The organism is Nonomuraea sp. NPDC048826 (assembly GCF_043198225.1).
Lineage (GTDB): Bacteria > Actinomycetota > Actinomycetes > Streptosporangiales > Streptosporangiaceae > Nonomuraea.
Genome location: NZ_JBICUQ010000004.1, coordinates 740,369 through 755,221 on the forward strand (window position 1 = coordinate 740,369; position 14,853 = coordinate 755,221).

14 protein-coding genes are annotated in these 14,853 nt (G+C 73.9%); 9 read left to right on the forward strand and 5 right to left on the reverse strand.

Annotated features, from left to right (window positions below; all coding sequences use genetic code 11):
- Positions 1-75: 75 nt before the first annotated feature.
- Positions 76-2,469, forward strand: coding sequence for a helicase-associated domain-containing protein (locus ACGFI7_RS17965; protein WP_393405522.1), 2,394 nt, complete (start codon positions 76-78; stop codon positions 2,467-2,469).
- On the opposite strand, the gene ACGFI7_RS17970 is transcribed toward ACGFI7_RS17965, so the two are convergent.
- A complete protein-coding gene (locus ACGFI7_RS17970) occupies positions 2,453-3,460 on the reverse strand; it encodes an ABC transporter substrate-binding protein (RefSeq protein ID WP_393405524.1) in 1,008 nt (335 codons plus the stop codon). The genes ACGFI7_RS17965 and ACGFI7_RS17970 overlap by 17 nt on opposite strands.
- Positions 3,461-3,560: 100 nt before the next feature.
- On the opposite strand from ACGFI7_RS17970, the gene ACGFI7_RS17975 reads away from it, so the two are divergent.
- The 3 genes from ACGFI7_RS17975 to ACGFI7_RS17985 are packed head-to-tail and all read left to right on the forward strand — an operon-like array spanning position 3,561 to position 6,450.
- Positions 3,561-4,646 carry a FecCD family ABC transporter permease gene (locus ACGFI7_RS17975; RefSeq protein ID WP_393405526.1) on the forward strand — a complete coding sequence of 362 codons (1,086 nt, stop codon included), beginning with the start codon at positions 3,561-3,563 and terminating at the stop codon, positions 4,644-4,646.
- Positions 4,643-5,650 (forward strand): FecCD family ABC transporter permease, encoded by a 1,008-nt coding sequence (locus tag ACGFI7_RS17980; protein ID WP_393405528.1) that lies wholly within the window; start codon positions 4,643-4,645, stop codon positions 5,648-5,650. Before ACGFI7_RS17975 ends, ACGFI7_RS17980 begins: the two co-directional genes overlap by 4 nt.
- On the forward strand, positions 5,650-6,450 hold the full coding sequence (locus ACGFI7_RS17985) for an ABC transporter ATP-binding protein (protein ID WP_393405530.1): 801 nt from the start codon (positions 5,650-5,652) through the stop codon (positions 6,448-6,450). Before ACGFI7_RS17980 ends, ACGFI7_RS17985 begins: the two co-directional genes overlap by 1 nt.
- A 16-nt stretch (positions 6,451-6,466) precedes the next feature.
- Here ACGFI7_RS17985 and ACGFI7_RS17990 read toward each other — a convergent pair whose 3' ends face one another.
- Entirely contained in the window at positions 6,467-7,717 is a 1,251-nt protein-coding gene (locus ACGFI7_RS17990) for an ArgE/DapE family deacylase (RefSeq protein WP_393405532.1), read from the reverse strand.
- An 83-nt stretch (positions 7,718-7,800) separates the two neighbouring features.
- Here ACGFI7_RS17990 and ACGFI7_RS17995 point away from each other — a divergent pair, with 83 nt between their 5' ends.
- On the forward strand, positions 7,801-8,763 hold the full coding sequence (locus ACGFI7_RS17995) for an endonuclease/exonuclease/phosphatase family protein (RefSeq protein ID WP_393405534.1): 963 nt from the start codon (positions 7,801-7,803) through the stop codon (positions 8,761-8,763).
- 30 nt (positions 8,764-8,793) lie between these two features.
- A complete protein-coding gene (locus tag ACGFI7_RS18000) occupies positions 8,794-9,114 on the forward strand; it encodes a GroES family chaperonin (RefSeq protein ID WP_393405536.1) in 321 nt (106 codons plus the stop codon).
- A gap of 4 nt (positions 9,115-9,118) precedes the next feature.
- Here ACGFI7_RS18000 and ACGFI7_RS18005 read toward each other — a convergent pair whose 3' ends face one another.
- Positions 9,119-9,577 carry a TIGR02611 family protein gene (locus tag ACGFI7_RS18005; protein ID WP_393405537.1) on the reverse strand — a complete coding sequence of 153 codons (459 nt, stop codon included), beginning with the start codon at positions 9,575-9,577 and terminating at the stop codon, positions 9,119-9,121.
- A gap of 160 nt (positions 9,578-9,737) precedes the next feature.
- Here ACGFI7_RS18005 and ACGFI7_RS18010 point away from each other — a divergent pair, with 160 nt between their 5' ends.
- Together ACGFI7_RS18010 and ACGFI7_RS18015 are read left to right on the forward strand one after the other, a co-directional pair.
- Positions 9,738-10,661: an aryldialkylphosphatase gene (locus tag ACGFI7_RS18010; protein ID WP_393405539.1), complete on the forward strand. Its 924-nt coding sequence runs from the start codon at positions 9,738-9,740 to the stop codon at positions 10,659-10,661.
- A 21-nt stretch (positions 10,662-10,682) separates the two neighbouring features.
- Positions 10,683-11,273, forward strand: coding sequence for an AAA family ATPase (locus ACGFI7_RS18015; RefSeq protein ID WP_393405541.1), 591 nt, complete (start codon positions 10,683-10,685; stop codon positions 11,271-11,273).
- Here the strand turns inward: ACGFI7_RS18015 and ACGFI7_RS18020 are convergent.
- Positions 11,215-11,835, reverse strand: a complete 621-nt coding sequence (locus tag ACGFI7_RS18020; RefSeq protein ID WP_393405543.1) for a TetR/AcrR family transcriptional regulator — start codon at positions 11,833-11,835, stop codon at positions 11,215-11,217. The genes ACGFI7_RS18015 and ACGFI7_RS18020 overlap by 59 nt on opposite strands.
- Before the next feature lie 49 nt (positions 11,836-11,884).
- Between ACGFI7_RS18020 and ACGFI7_RS18025 the strand changes: the two genes are divergently transcribed.
- On the forward strand, positions 11,885-14,098 hold the full coding sequence (locus ACGFI7_RS18025; protein ID WP_393405545.1) for an ATP-binding cassette domain-containing protein: 2,214 nt from the start codon (positions 11,885-11,887) through the stop codon (positions 14,096-14,098).
- Here the strand turns inward: ACGFI7_RS18025 and ACGFI7_RS18030 are convergent.
- Positions 14,061-14,840: a putative hydro-lyase gene (locus ACGFI7_RS18030; RefSeq protein WP_393405547.1), complete on the reverse strand. Its 780-nt coding sequence runs from the start codon at positions 14,838-14,840 to the stop codon at positions 14,061-14,063. The genes ACGFI7_RS18025 and ACGFI7_RS18030 overlap by 38 nt on opposite strands.
- Between the last annotated feature and the right edge of the window lie 13 nt (positions 14,841-14,853).

Sequence of the window (14,853 nt, forward strand, 5' to 3'; positions counted from 1 at the left end):
GGAGTGATCTGCACTACCGTGGATGGTCATGGCTCACGGTGAGTTCCACGCTCGACCCCATGAGAGTGCTGACCGATGGACGATCACCTGCTCGGCTGGCTGAGGACCCTCGACGAAGACAGGCTCGCCCGCGTCCTGACGCACCGGCCTGACGCCCTCGCCGCGCCCTGGCCACGGCGGCTCGACACGCTGGCCCAGCGGCTGAGCAACGGCTTCGCGGTGATGGCCGCGCTGCGCGCTCTCCCCCTGCCCTGCCTGCAGCTCGCCGAGGCGTGCCTGGTCCTGACCCGGCCCACCGCCGAGCGGCTGGCCGACTTCCTCGCCGCGCCGCGCGCCGAGGTCGAGCGGTGGCTCGACCATCTCTACGACCACGCGCTGGCCTGCCCCGCGAGCGACGGCGAGATCCGCCTGGCCGAGGCCGTGACCCGCTACTGGAGTTCGCCGCTCGGCCTGGGCGAGCCGCTCGACCACTATCTCAACTCCTGGACGATCAGCGGCGACACGCTCCGCGCGCTGGCCCGCAACCTGGGCCTGCCGCCCCACTCCAGCAAGCGCCGCACGATCCTGCGGGTGAGCGAGGCGCTGTCCGACGAGGACCACCTCGACACGCTGCTGCGCCACGCCCCGGCCGGGGCCGCCGAGCTGCTCGACGAGTTCGCCTGGCACGGCCCCGTGCGCGAGGTCGACGGCGGCCGGTTCGTCACCCGGGGCACGCCGGAGAAGTGGGCGGCCGACCACGGCCTGCTCTACCGGCCGAGCTGGAACGTCGCCGAGATCCCGCGCGAGGTGGCGCTGTCCCGGCGCGGCCCCGGCTATCACCCGCCGTTCACGCCGCGGCCGCCCGAGGTGGCCACGATCCCGGTCGACCCCGAGGAGGTCGACCACCTGATGACACTGGCCGCGCCGCACGTGGTGGAGCGCTGCGCGGCCCTGCTCGACAACACCTCCAAGACACCGCTGCCGCTGCTCAAGACCGGCGGCGTGGGCGTGCGCGAGGTGCGCAGGATCGCCAAGGAGACCGGCTGCGACGAGGACGAGACCCGGCTGCTGCTGGAGATCTGCGCGGTGGCGCGGCTGCTCGCCTGGGACGAGGAGTCCGGCGGCCTGGTGCCCACCGAGCGCTTCGATCGCTGGCGGCTCGACGAGGGCGCGGCGCGGCTGCGGGTGCTGCTGTCGGCGTGGTGGCGCATGGAACGCTCGTCCCTGCGCAAGACCGACGGGCGTTACGGCACGGTCCTGGGCGACGACCAGAGCGGCGCGGCGATGGCCCGCATCCGCCACGCCGTGCTGCCGGCGCTGCTGCGGCTGCCGTCCGGCACGGCCTTCGCCGACCACGAGAGCCTGGTGGCGAACGTCCACTGGCACGCGCCGCTGGTCGACCGCGACCTGCTCGACCGGTGCGCCTCCGCGGTGGTCGAGGAGTCGCGGCTGCTCGGCCTGGTGGCCCACGACGCGCTCACCGACCTCGGCCGGGCGCTGGCCGGGCTGGCGGCCGGCGCGGGCAGCGAGAGCGACGACGCCGCGCCGCTGGTCGAGCACGACCCCGCGCTGGTGGAGGCGTCCACCCGGGCGCTCGCCAGCGTGCGCAGGAGCGCCCTGTTCGGCCCCGACCTGACCGCGGTGGTGACCGGGCCGCCGTCGGCGGAGCTGGCCGAGCTGCTCGACCGGGTGGCCGAGCGCGAGTCGCGGGGCGCGGCCTCGGTGTGGCGGTTCACCACCGAGAGCGTGCGCCGCGCGCTCGACCGCGGCTACGACGCTGACGAGCTGCTGGAGGAGCTGGCCGAGGTGGGCGCCGTCCCGCAGCCGCTCGACTACCTGGTGCACGACGTGGCCCGCCGGCACGGCGAGGTGACGGTGACCACGGTCGGCTGCGTGGTGCAGGCCTCCGACCCCGCGCTGCTGGCCGAGATCGCCGCCCACCGGCGGCTGTCGCGGCTCGGGCTGCGGCTGCTCGCGCCGACCGTGCTGATCGCCGCCGCCGACGCCGAGCGCACGCTCGCCGTGCTGCGCGAGGCGGGATACGCGCCGGTGCCGATCGCCGACACCGGCGAGATCGCGATCCGCCGCACCCGCGCGGAGGAGCCCAGGAACGGCAAGCTGATCCTGCTGCCCGGCGGGCAGGTGGCCGAGCTGTCCGACGTCGTCCCGGTGATCGCCGAGCCGGCGCCCGACCCGCACGAGCACGCCGAGCGCCTGATCGCCGAGAGCCACAGGGCGGGCGAGCGCAACGGCCGCACCTGGGCCGTGATCGGCCGGATGGCGACCCGCCTGCCCACCGCTCAGCAGTCGCTGCTCGGCTTCGTGGTCGACCGGGGCGTGCGCGCGGGCATCACGCTGACGGGCGGCCTGACCGCCACCATCAGCCACGGCGAGCTGCGCGGCGGCGCGCTCGACGCCTGGTGCGAGGAGGCGGGCGACTACCTGGAGTTCCCCCTCGCCGAGATCGTCGAGGTCAGGGGAGCTTACTAGCCTTCTTCAGGTTGGCCACGAGCTCCTCCAGGAAGTCGGCGTAGCCGGCGTAGCTGAAGGGCGCCTCGGCCCGCCACGGGTAGAGCTGCCCCGCCTTGACCGCGGGGAGCTCGGCGAAGGTCGGCTTCTTCATCATCTCCTCGGGCTTGAGCGCCTGCGTGCGGGTGTCGTACAGGATCACGTCCGCGTCGTAGGCGTCGGCGTTCTCCCAGCTGAGGGTCTGGAAGAAGCCGCCCTCGTCGACCTTGTCGGGCACCACGATGTCGAGGCCGTTGTCGACGAGGTGGCGGATGTCGGCGTACTCGGGCGGGTTGACCACCCACATCTGGTCGGCGCCGCCCGACATCATGAGGATCTTGAGGTCCTTGAGCCCGGCCAGCTCCTTGGTGGCGGCCTCCATGCGGGCCTTGGCCTCGGGCACGCCCGCGAGGTCGGCGCCGAGCGACTTGGCGAGCTCCTCGTATGTGCCGATCACCTCGGTGGCGGTCTTGCCGGTGAGCATGATGCCGGCGGTGGGGGCGACCTGCTCGATGGTGTCCTTGGACTTCTCGGGCACGTACCAGAGCGTGCCGTTCTCGTACATGCTGCTGACCAGGAGCTCGGGCTGCAGGCTGATGTACTGCTCGACGTTGAACTCGTCCCACACGTTGCCCAGGCCGGTGACCTTGGTGATGTCGACGTTGCCGGCCTGCGGGTCCCTGCTGCCGTCCTGGAGCTTGTGCGGGCCGAAGACGCCGATCGGGCGGACGCCGAAGTCCCACAGGGCGGCGGCGGCGCCGACCTGGGCGACGATCCTGGTGGGGGTCTTGTCCAGTTCGAGCTTCTTGCCGCGGTCGTCGGTGAACGTCCAGGCCTGCGCGGCCGGGGATGCGGCGGGTTCGGCGGATCCTGCCGGGGCGGCCGTGCCGCCCCCGCCGCCCCCGCCGCACGCGGCGAGCGTGACGGCGGCGGCCAGACCTGCCGTCGCGGCGAAGAATCCCCGTCGAGCCATGACCGGTCCCGACATGACCACTCCCTAAGGTTAGGCTTGCCTCGCTATCGAGGCTTTAGATTAGCCTTGCCTAAGCTTGATGGTGAGGAGAGGGGGTCGGGTGCGTCCGGCTGAGCACACGGGGCCTGTCGCCGGACCGGCCCCCGGGCCCGTGCCCGGTGACGGCGAGCCGCCGTCGCGACGCCGCCGCAGACAGGCCGTGCTCGCCGCGGGCCTGCTCCTGGCCCTGGCGCTGCTCGTCCTGGTGGCGCTGGCCAGTGTCGCGCTGGGCGCCCGGGCGATGCCGCTGACGGCGGCCCTGGACGCGTTCCTGGCCCCCGACGGGTCCAGCGACCACACGGTCATCAGGGAGCTGCGGGTGCCGCGCACGCTGCTCGGCATCGGCGTCGGCGCGGCGCTCGGCCTGGCCGGCGCACTCATGCAGAGCCTGACCCGCAACCCGCTGGCCGACCCCGGCATCCTCGGCATCAACGAGGGCGCCGCGCTGGGCGTCACGCTCGCGCTCGGGCTGTTCGGGCTCTCCGACCCGGCCGTCTACGTGTGGTTCGCGTTCGCCGGCGCGGCCGGCGCCTCGGTGGTGGTGTACGCGCTCGGCGCGTCCGGGCGGACCGGAGGAGGGCCGGTACGGCTCGCGCTGGCGGGCATCGCGGTGGGCATGGTGTTCACCGCCATCTCCTCGGCCATCCTGCGCATCGACTCCCAGACCTATGACCGGATGCGGTTCTGGCTGACCGGTTCGCTGGCCGGGCAGACGGCCGACACCGCGCTGCGGCTGGCGCCGTTCCTGGTGGCCGGGCTGGCGCTGGGGCTGTTCCTGGGCCGTCCGCTCAACATGCTGTCGCTGGGCGACGAGGCCGGCCGCGCGCTGGGCGTGGCGGTCGGCCGCACCCGCGCGCAGACGGCGGTGGCCGTGACGCTGCTGTGCGGGTCGGCGACGGCGGCGGCCGGGCCGCTCTGGTTCATCGGGCTGGCGGTGCCGCACGCGGTGCGCGCGGTGGTGGGCCAGGACATGCGGTGGGTGCTGCCGTACTCGGCGCTGGTGGCACCGGTGCTGCTGCTCGGCGCGGACGTGGCCGGACGGCTGATCGCCCGGCCGGGCGAGGTGCAGGTCGGCATCATGTGCGCGGCCATCGGCGCGCCGATCTTCATCCTGATGGCCCGGCGCAGGAGGATCGCCGCGCTATGAACGTCCGCCTGGGCCCCTGGTCGATCCGGCTGGCGCCGCGCGCGCTCGCCGTCACCGTCATGCTGCTGCTGATCGCGTGCGCGGTGGCGGTGGCGGCGATCTCGACGGGTGAGTTCACCGTGCCGGTGCCCGACATCCTGGCCGCGCTCACCGGCGACGGCACCCCGGTCGCCGAGCTGATCGTCAACCAGCTGCGCGCCCCGCGGGTGGCCACCGGGCTGCTGGTGGGGGCCGCGTTCGGGCTGAGCGGGGCCATCTTCCAGAGCCTCACCAGGAACGCGCTCGGCAGCCCCGACTTCATCGGCTTCACCGCCGGGGCCTCGTCGGGCGGGATCCTGGCCGTGATCGCGGGCGGCTCGGCCGCGGTCATCGCCGGGGGCGCGCTGGCCGGGTGCGTGATCACCGCCGTGCTGGTGTACGCGCTGTCGTACCGGCGGGGCGTGCAGGGCTACCGCCTCGTCCTGGTCGGCATCGGCGCGAACGCCCTGCTCCTGGCCGCCAACTCCTACCTGCTGACCCGGGCCAACATCTACGACGCGGCCACCGCCGCCGCCTGGCTGACCGGCAGCCTGAGCGGGCGCGGCTGGGACCACGCGATCCCGGTCGGCGTCGCGCTGGCACTGCTGCTGCCGCTCTGCGCGTACGTGGCCAGGCCGCTGCGCATGATCGAGATGGGCGACGACGCGGCCCGGGCCATGGGCATCAAGGTCGAGGCGGTGCGCGCCGCCGCGATCGTGGCGGGCGTGCTGCTGTGCGGGGTGGCCACCGCCGCCGCCGGGCCGGTCATGTTCGTCGCGCTGGCCTCGCCGCAGCTCGCCCGCCGGCTGACCCGCTCCCCCGGCGTCACCCTCGCCTCCTCGGCGCTCATGGGCGCCGTGCTGCTGACCGCTTCCGACCTGATCGCCCAGCGCCTGCTGGCCCCCGTCCAGCTGCCCGTGGGCGTGGTGACGGCCGCCATCGGCGGCGCGTACCTGGCTTTCCTGCTGCGAAAGGACCGCTACTGATGACCGCCCGTCTGTCAGGCACCGACCTCACCCTCGCCTACGACCAGCGGATCGTGGCCAGCGAGCTGTCCGTGTCCATCCCCGACCAGTCGTTCACCGTCATCATCGGCCCGAACGCGTGCGGCAAGTCCACCCTGCTGCGGGCCCTGGCCAGGATGCTCAAGCCGAAGAAGGGCGCCGTGCACCTCGACGGCAGCGTCATCACCTCGCTGCCGTCGAAGGAGGTGGCGCGGCGGCTCGGCCTGCTGCCGCAGAGCTCGATCGTGCCCGACGGCATCACCGTGGCCGACCTGGTGGCGCGCGGCCGCTACCCGCACCAGCGGCTGATGCGGCAGTGGTCGAAGGCCGACGAGGCGGCCGTCACCGAGGCGATGCGCGCCACGGACGTGACCGAGCTGGCCGACCGGATCGTGGACGAGCTGTCGGGCGGCCAGCGCCAGCGGGTCTGGCTGGCCATGGCGCTGGCCCAGGAGACGCCGATCCTGCTGCTGGACGAGCCGACCACGTTCCTCGACATCTCGCACCAGATCGAGGTGCTCGACCTCTGCGCCGACCTGCACGAGGCCGGCCGGACGATGGTGGCCGTGCTGCACGACCTGAACCAGGCCTGCCGCTACGCCACCCACCTGATCGTCATGCGGGACGGCAGCGTCCTGGCCGAGGGCCACCCGGCGGACGTCGTCACCCCCGAGCTGGTCGAGCAGGTATTCGAGCTGCGCTGCGAGATCATCCAGGACCCGCAGTCGGGCACCCCGCTGATCGTCCCCGAGTCCCGCCGCCGGGTCACGTCTCCCGCGTGACCCGGCACGGGGATCGTCAGGGCGCGCAGCGGCGCACGGCCAGCACGGCCAGGGCGCGGATCACGTCCAGGAACTCCGGCACCGCCACCTGCTCGCGCGGCGCGTGCGCGAAGCGCACGTCGCCGGGGCCGTAGTGCAGCGTCGGGATCCCGCCGCCCGAGTACAGCCGCAGGTCGCTCCCGTACGGGGCCGCGGCCTCGGGGAGCGTGGCCCCGCTGGTGTCGGCGGCCGCCCGCCTGACCTCGTCGAGCAGCGGGTGCCCGGCGGGCAGCCTGCCGCTGGCGAACTGACCGCCCGGCCAGGTCACCGCCGGCGGGTGCGCCCGCAGCCACGGGTGCGCGACCGACAGCACCGCCTCCTCGAACGCGGCCCGCGCCGCCGCCGGGTCCTCGTCCAGCCGCACCCCCAGCCGGCCCTCGGCGACCAGCAGGTCGGGCACGGTGCTCGCCCAGTCGCCCGCGCGCACGGTGCCGATCTCGATCGGGTACGGCAGCGGGTTGCCGTCGAACACGGCCGGGACGTCCCGGTTGCGCTCGGCCTCCAGCCGCCTGATCGCCTCGAACACCGGCCAGAACACCTCGACGGCGTTGACCCCTTCCAGGCGGGCGGCGCCGTGCGCGGCCCGGCCCGCGATCTCCAGCCGGAAGGTGAGCGCGCCCGCGTTGGCGGTGATCACCTTGCCGCTGGTCGGCTCGGTGATCACCGCCGCCTCGGCGGTGTGGCCCCTGGCCAGGGTGCCGAACGCGCCGAGCCCGCCGTCCTCCTCGCTGACCACGCAGTGCACGGCCAGCGGACGGGTGAGCTTGATCCCGGACCGGTGGACGGCCCGCGCGACGGCCAGGTTGGCGACCAGGCCCGCCTTCATGTCGCAGGCTCCCCTGCCGTGCAGGACGTCGCCGCTGATGCGGGCGGCGAACGGGTCGCTGCCCTGCCACTTGGCCAGGTCGCCGACCGGGACCACGTCCACGTGGCCCTGGAGGGCCAGCGCCGGGACGCCGTCGCCGCCGGTCACCCCGACCACCCCGTACCCCTCGACCCGCGGCGCCTCGGTGCCGGGGAACCCGTCGCGGCCGCGCAGGTCGTCGAGGTCGAGCTTCCACACGTCCACGTCCATGCCGGCCTCGGTCAGCAGGCCGGCGAAGTGATGCTGCAGCTCCGACTCGGCGTCGGTGCCGGTGATGCTGGGCACGCCGACGGTCTCGGCCAGCAGGTTGACTGCCTCTGACTCGTCGATGGCGTCCAGGACCCTGGTTTCCACGTCGCGCATGCGCACACTGTCTCATGTCCGGAATGCCGTGGCTCGTGGTGAACTCGTGCCGGGAGTCGGGACGATACAGAGTTGTGAGACCTGTGACGAGTGCGGCGGCGAGTACGGCGGCGAGTACGGCGGCATGGGGCGTGGCGGGGCTGTCGGCGGCGTGGGCCGCGCTGCGGCTGTCGGGATTCGAGCCGGACTGGCCGTGGGTGCCGGCGGTGGCGATGACACCGCACGCGACGGCCGCGGCGGCGGCCGGGCTGGTGCTGGCGGCGCTGCTGCGCAGGCGGGCGGCGGCCGTGCTGGCGCTGGCCGCCACGGTGGCGCTGAGCTGCGCCGTGGTCCCCCGGGCGGTGGCCGACGGCGGCCCGGCGGCGGCAGGCACACCGCTGCGGGTGCTGGCGGCCAACCTGATGGTCGGGTCGGCCGACACCGGCGAGCTGATGGCCCTGGTGTCCCGGGTCCGGCCCGACGTGCTGGCGCTGCAGGAGCTGACCCCCGGCGCCATGGAACGACTGGAGAAGGCCGGGTTGCGGGAGGCGCTCCCGTACGCCGTCACCCGCCCCAGGAGCGGAGTCGGCGGCTCGGCGCTGTACGCGCGGCACCCGCTCGTCCCCGGCGAGGCGATCGAGCACGGCCGGTTCGGCCAGGCTCGCGCGGAGCTCGCGCACCCGGGCGGCGCGCGGGTCGATCTGGTCTCGGTGCATCCGTGCGCGCCCAAGCGGTACGGCCGGCAGCCCTGCTGGCGGACCGGGCTGGAGGCGCTCCCCCGCGCCGGCGGGACGCTGCGGGTGCTGGCCGGCGACTTCAACGCCACGCTCGACCACCTGCTCATGCGCGAGCTGCTGGCGAGCGGCTACCGGGACGCCGCCGACGTCACCGGCCACGGCCTGCGCACGACGTGGCCCCAGGGCGGCTGGGGCCCGGTCCCCGGGGTGGCCATCGACCACGTCCTGGCGGACGCCCGCGTCGGCGTCCGCTCCTTCGCCGTGCACGCGCTCAGGGGCACCGACCACCACCCGGTCTCGGCCGTGCTCACCCTGCCCGCCGTGGAATGACCCCTGATCCGGCGGACGTAAACTTGCCCCGTGGAAGAGCCGAAGTTCGAGATTCAGATGCTGCACGATCGGGTGATGATCCGGCTGGAGCGCGACACCGAGGAGCGGCGCAGCGGATCGGGCATCGTCATCCCGGCGACGGTGAAGATGGCCAACCGGCTCGCGTGGGGCGAGGTCTGCGGCGTCGGGGCCAACGTGCGCTCGGTCCGGGTCGGCGACAAGGTGCTGCTCAACCCTGAGGACCAGTTCGAGGTGGAGCTGCGCGCGCAGACCTATCTGGTGATGCGCGAGCGCGACCTGCACGCCGTGGCCACGCAGGAGACCGACCACGGCACCGGCCTCTACCTCTGACGGCTCACGAGAGCACGAACTGCCTGGCCACCTGGATGACGTCCACGCCGAACGTGAGCATGCTGAGGTAAATGATCACGCCCATGGCGCAGAGGGTCACGATCGCCACGATGATCCGCACGGTCCAGCCCTGCCGCTTGTACCACTCGGTCCAGGCGTGCAGGGTGCGGCGGCCGAACCCCAGCAGCTTGTGCGCCCAGTGGAACTCGGTCGACAGCACCGCCAGCCCGGCGAACACGACGAGCCAGCCGGGGCCGGGGAACGGCACCATGATCAGGCCGCCGATCACCATGACGGTGCCGATCACGCCGATCACGATCTTGAGCGTCATCGCGCCGGTGCGCGTGGCCCTGATGCCGTCGAGCCAGCCATGAAGGCCGCGACGGCGGGGGATGCTGGAGCGACGCTCGGCCTCTTCCTTCATGAGGTCGGCGTCCCCCGTCTCGGATCTCTGCGTCGGCACGGTCCCCCCGGACAGTCGGTGTGTTCACCAGGATACGGGTAGGCCCACCGGGGCGCGTGACCAAATGCGGACTACTCCTGGTACGGCCACCAAACCCGTCATACGGTAAAATCTAGTGACAAAGCAGGAAATCCCGGGCTTTTTTCGAATACTGTAGAGCATGCCCGAGGTCATGCTCCGCACCGCCACCGGCCCCGTTCTGACGGCCGCGATCACCGGTGCCGTACTCCCCCACGAACACCTCCGCACCGACACCCGCTGGGCGGTAGGCGTCGATTCCGACCCGTACCGCTGGCTGGACGAGGAGCAGGCGGTCATCACCGAACTCCGCGCGCTGCGCACCGGCGAGGACCCGCTCGGCCTGGTCGTGGAACTCACCTCGCTGGGCATGGGCCGCGACGCCACCGCGCTGGCCAGGATCGCCGCCGGCAGCCGCGTCCCGGTGATCGCCGCCACGGGCCTGTCCACCGGCCCGTTCTCCGGGCGCCTTCCCGGCGTCCGCGACGCCGACGCCGACACGCTCACCGGCCTGCTGATGGCCGACATCCTCAACGGCCTGGACGACACCGGCGTCTTCCCCGGCGTGATCGGCGAGGTCGGCTGCTGGGGCCCGCGCCCCACCCCGGCCGAGGAGCGCGCCCTGGTCGCCGCCGCCCGGGCCGCGCTGGCCTCCCGCCTGTCGGTGGCCACGTGCGGCCAGGACGGGCTGGGCATGCTGGAACTGCTGATGATCGAGGGCCTGGCGCCCTCCCGGGTGTCCGTCGGGTACGCCGGCACCGACCCGGCCGTGGCCCGCAAGATCGCCGAGACCGGCGCGTACGTGAGCCTGGGCTCGATCGGCATGGGCGCCGAGCGGGCGGCGGCCGTGGCGCTGGACCTCGTCCGCGAGGGCCACGCGGAGCGCCTGCTGCTCAGCAGCGGCGTCAGCCGCGTCGCCCAGCTGCGCAAGTACGACGGCCCCGGGTACGGGCACCTGTCCGGCGAGCTGCTGCCCAGGCTGCGCGAGGCCGGCGTCCCCGCAGAGACGCTGCGCGCGATCACCCGCGACAACCCGCTGCGCTGGCTGACCGGCGGAGCGGCCTGACCCGCCTGCCAGACTGGGTCCATGATCTGGGTCGTCAGCGGCCCGCCGGGGGCGGGCAAGTCCACGGTCGCCGCCGCGCTGCTCGCCCGCCTGTGGCCGGTGCCGGCCCTGCTCGACAAGGACACGCTGTACGGCGGGCTGGTCGCCGAGGTGCTGGCCGCTCACGGCAGGCCGCACGGCGAGCGCGAGGGCCCGTGGTACGACGAGCACGTCAAGCGGCACGAATACGCCGGGATGACCGCGACGGCCCGGCGGATCCGCGAGCACGGCTGTCCCGTCATGCTCGACGGCCCGTTCACCGGGCAGGTGCACGACGCGGCGCGCTGGGAGCGCTGGGTGACGGAGCTGGGCGGCCCGCCGGTGCGGCTGGTGTGGGTCCGCTCCGACGCAGCGACGCTGCGCGAGCGGCTGACGGCCCGCGGCCTGCCCAGGGACGCGGGCAAGCTGGCGGCGTTCGACGCGTACCTCGCCCGGATCATGGTGGACGAGCCGCCCGCCGTGCCGCACCTGGAGATCGACAACCGGCGCGGGGCGGCGCCGCTGGAGGCGCAGCTCACCGCGGCGGGTATAGCGCCGCGAGCACCGCGGGCAGACGCGTCACCCACCGGGTGAACCGCCCCTCCTCGAACGCGGCGCCCGGCTCGTTGGCGAGCTGCTGCGACAGCAGGCCGGCGATCAGGCTGGAGCCGAGGGCCTGCCCTTCCTCACTCGCGGCGTCGGGGTGCAGCTCGCCGCGCTCGATCGCGGCCGCCGTCAGCGCGGTGAAGTGGTCGTGCACGGCCAGGGCCGGCGCGTACGCCTCCGCCGAGGGCTCGAAGCCGGGCACCGGCCGCCAGAACAGCAGCTGGGCCAGCGCCTGGTTGGCCATCACCCACCGCGCGCCGGCCTCCAGCGAGTCGGCCATCGCGGTCAGGCCAGGCTCCCGGCCCGCCGCGCCCCGCCGCACCGCCTCCAGATAGGCCCGCTGGCCGCGCTCGAACAGCGCGTCGTAGACGGCGTGCCGGGACGGGAAGTACTTGTAGAGCGACGGCGGCCGGATGCCGAGCCGCCTGGCCACGGCCGACAGGCTCAGCCCGGCCACGCCCTCCTCGGCCATCACTTCCAGGGCGATGGCCAGGATCTCCTCCAGCGTCTCCGCCCGCCGGCGGGCCCTCCGATCGGGAATGTCAGCCATGGCATGTAGCTTAGGCTATAGGTAGTAGCTGAAGCTATGAAGGAGAGCCATGTCCCGCGAGATCGTGCTCACCGGACTCCGGCAGAACAACCTCCGCGACGTCTCCCTGCGGCTGCCAAAGGAGAGGCTGATCGTGTTCACCGGCGTGTCGGGCTCGGGCAAGTCGTCGGTGGTGTTCGACACCATCGCCGCCGAGTCGCAGCGCCAGCTCAACGAGACCTACACCGCGTTCATCAGGAACCGGCTGCCCAAGCGCGAGCGCCCGCGCGCCGAGCGGCTGTCCGGGCTGACCGCCGCGGTGGTCGTCGACCAGCGGCCGGTGGCGGGCAACGCCCGCTCCACGGTCGGCACGATGACCGAGATCCACCCGATGCTGCGGGTGCTGTTCTCCCGGCGCGGCGAGCCCTCGGCGGGCCCGGCGACGGCCTACTCGTTCAACGATCCGTCGGGCATGTGCCCGGAGTGCCACGGCCTGGGGCGGAAGACAGAGGTCGACGTCGACCGGCTGGTCGACGTCGACCTGTCGCTGGCGGAGGGCGCGCTCCGGCCGTACGCGGTCGGCGGCTACGTGTGGGGGCTCTACGCCGGCTCGGGGCTGTTCGACCCGGACAAGCCGCTGCGCGACTACACCGCACGGGAGCTCGACCTGCTGCTGTACGGAAGCGGTCTCAAGGTCGAGCGCGACGGCCGCGCCCATGACTACGAAGGCGTGATCACCCGGTTCGACCGCGTCCACCTGCACCGCGACGTCGAGTCGCTCGACCGGGCGGCCCGCGAGGTGGTGCGCGAGCGCGTCTGCCCCGCGTGCGACGGCCGGCGGCTCAACGCGGCGGCGCTGGCCTCCCGCGTCGGCGGGCACACCCTGGCCGACTACTGCGCCATGGAGATCTCCGACCTGATCGGCGTGCTGGCCGGGCAGGCCGACCCGGTGGCCGAGGCGGCGGCGGAGGCGCTGCGCCGCATCGACGCGATCGGGCTCGGCTACCTCAGCCTCGACCGGGAGACGCCGACGCTGTCGGGCGGCGAGGCCCAGCGCCTGAAGACCGTGCGCCACCTGGGCAGCAGCCTCACCGGGCTGACGTACGTCTTCGACGAGCCCACCGTCGGCCTGCACCCGCGCGACGTGCGCCTGCTCGGCGACCTGCTGCGGGAGCTGCGCGACAAGGGCAACACGGTGCTCGTGGTGGAGCACGACCGCGACGTGATCGCTCTCGCCGACCACGTGGTCGACCTGGGGCCGGGCGCGGGCGCCGAGGGCGGGCGGGTGGTCTACCAGGGCCCGCCGGCCGGTCTCGGCGACACGCTGACCGGCAGGGCGCTGCGGCGGGCGCGCGGGTTCAAGGAGCGGGTGCGCGCCCCGTCGGGGTGGCTGGCGATCGACGGCGCCCGCGCCCACAACCTGCGGGACGTGACGGTCCGGGTGCCGCTGGGCGTGCTGACGGCGGTGACCGGCGTGGCCGGTTCGGGCAAGAGCACGCTGATGACCCGCGAGCTGCCCGCCCGTCATCCCGGCACGGTGCTGGTCGACCAGTCGGCCGTGCGCGCCTCGCCCCGCTCGACCGTCGCCACCTACCTGGGGGCGATGGACCGGCTGCGCAAGCTGTTCGCGACCGCCCACGGGGTGCCGGCCACCTGGTTCAGCGCCAACGCGGCGGGCGCCTGCCCGGCGTGCGAGGGGCGCGGCGAGATCCGGACCGACCTGGCCTTCATGGACCCGGTGACCCGCGTCTGCGACGCCTGCGGCGGCACCCGCTACAACCCCCGGGCGCTCTCGTACCGGCTGGCCGGGCGCGACATCGCCGGGGTGCTGGCGCTGACCGCCGACGAGGCCGTACGCGACTACGCCCTGCCGGGCCTGGACCGGCTGGGCGAGCTGGGGCTGGGCCACCTGACGCTGGGGCGCGCGCTGACCACGCTGTCAGGCGGCGAACGGCAGCGGCTCAAGCTGGCGCACCGGCTGCACGAGACCGGTCAGGTGTACGTGTTCGACGAGCCGACCACCGGCCTGCACCCGGCCGACGTCGACCGGCTGCTGGCGCTGCTCGACCGGCTGGTCGGGGGCGGCAACACGGCGATCGTGGTGGAACACGACCTCGACGTGGTGAAGCACGCCGACTGGGTGATCGACCTGGGGCCGGAGGCGGGGCGGCACGGCGGGCGGGTGGTGTTCGAGGGCACCCCGGCGGAGCTGGCCGAAGCCTCCACCCATACCGGGAAATATCTGGCTATGTCTCTCGATAGTCCTCATCCCGCGCGTCGATGATCGCCATGTGCCCCGGCAGGTGACCGATGGCGAACTCCACGCCGCTGGCCATCACCGCCGCCTGCGGCGTCACCCCGCACGCCCAGAACACCGGCACCTCCCCCGCCCGCACCTCCACCGGGTCGCCGAAGTCGGGGCTGCCCAGGTCGGCGACGCCGATCACGGCCGGGTCGCCCACGTGCACGGGCGCGCCGTGCACCATCGGGTAGTGCCCGCTCACCTCGATCGCGGTGGCCACCAGCGGCTCCGGCACCGGCCGCATCGACACCACGAGCGGCCCCGCCAGCGGGCCCGACGGCTCGCACGGCACGTTCGTCCGGTACATCGGCACGTTCACGCCCTGCTCCAGGTGCCGGATCGGCACACCGGCCGCCAGCAGCGCCGCCTCGAACGTGAAGCTGCAGCCGAGCAGGAACGGCACCAGGTCGTCCCGCCACTCCGACACCACGTCGGCGGTGTCGGCGACGGCCCGGCCGTCGCGGTAGACGCGGTAGCCGGGCAGGTCGGTGCGCAGGTCGCCGGGGAACAGCCGGGTGCGCACCGCGCCCGGCTCACCGACGTCGAGCAGCGGGCACGCCTGCGCGTTGCGGTGCGCGAACAGCAGCAGGTCGTAGGCCAGTTCCTTGGGGACGGCGATCAGGTTGGCCTGGGTCCAGCCCCTGCACCAGCCCGCCGTCGGCGCGCGCTCCCCGCCGCGGAAGCGCTCGCGCGCCTGCGCGGGGGTCAGGTCTGCGACGTCCACCCCTCGACAGTAC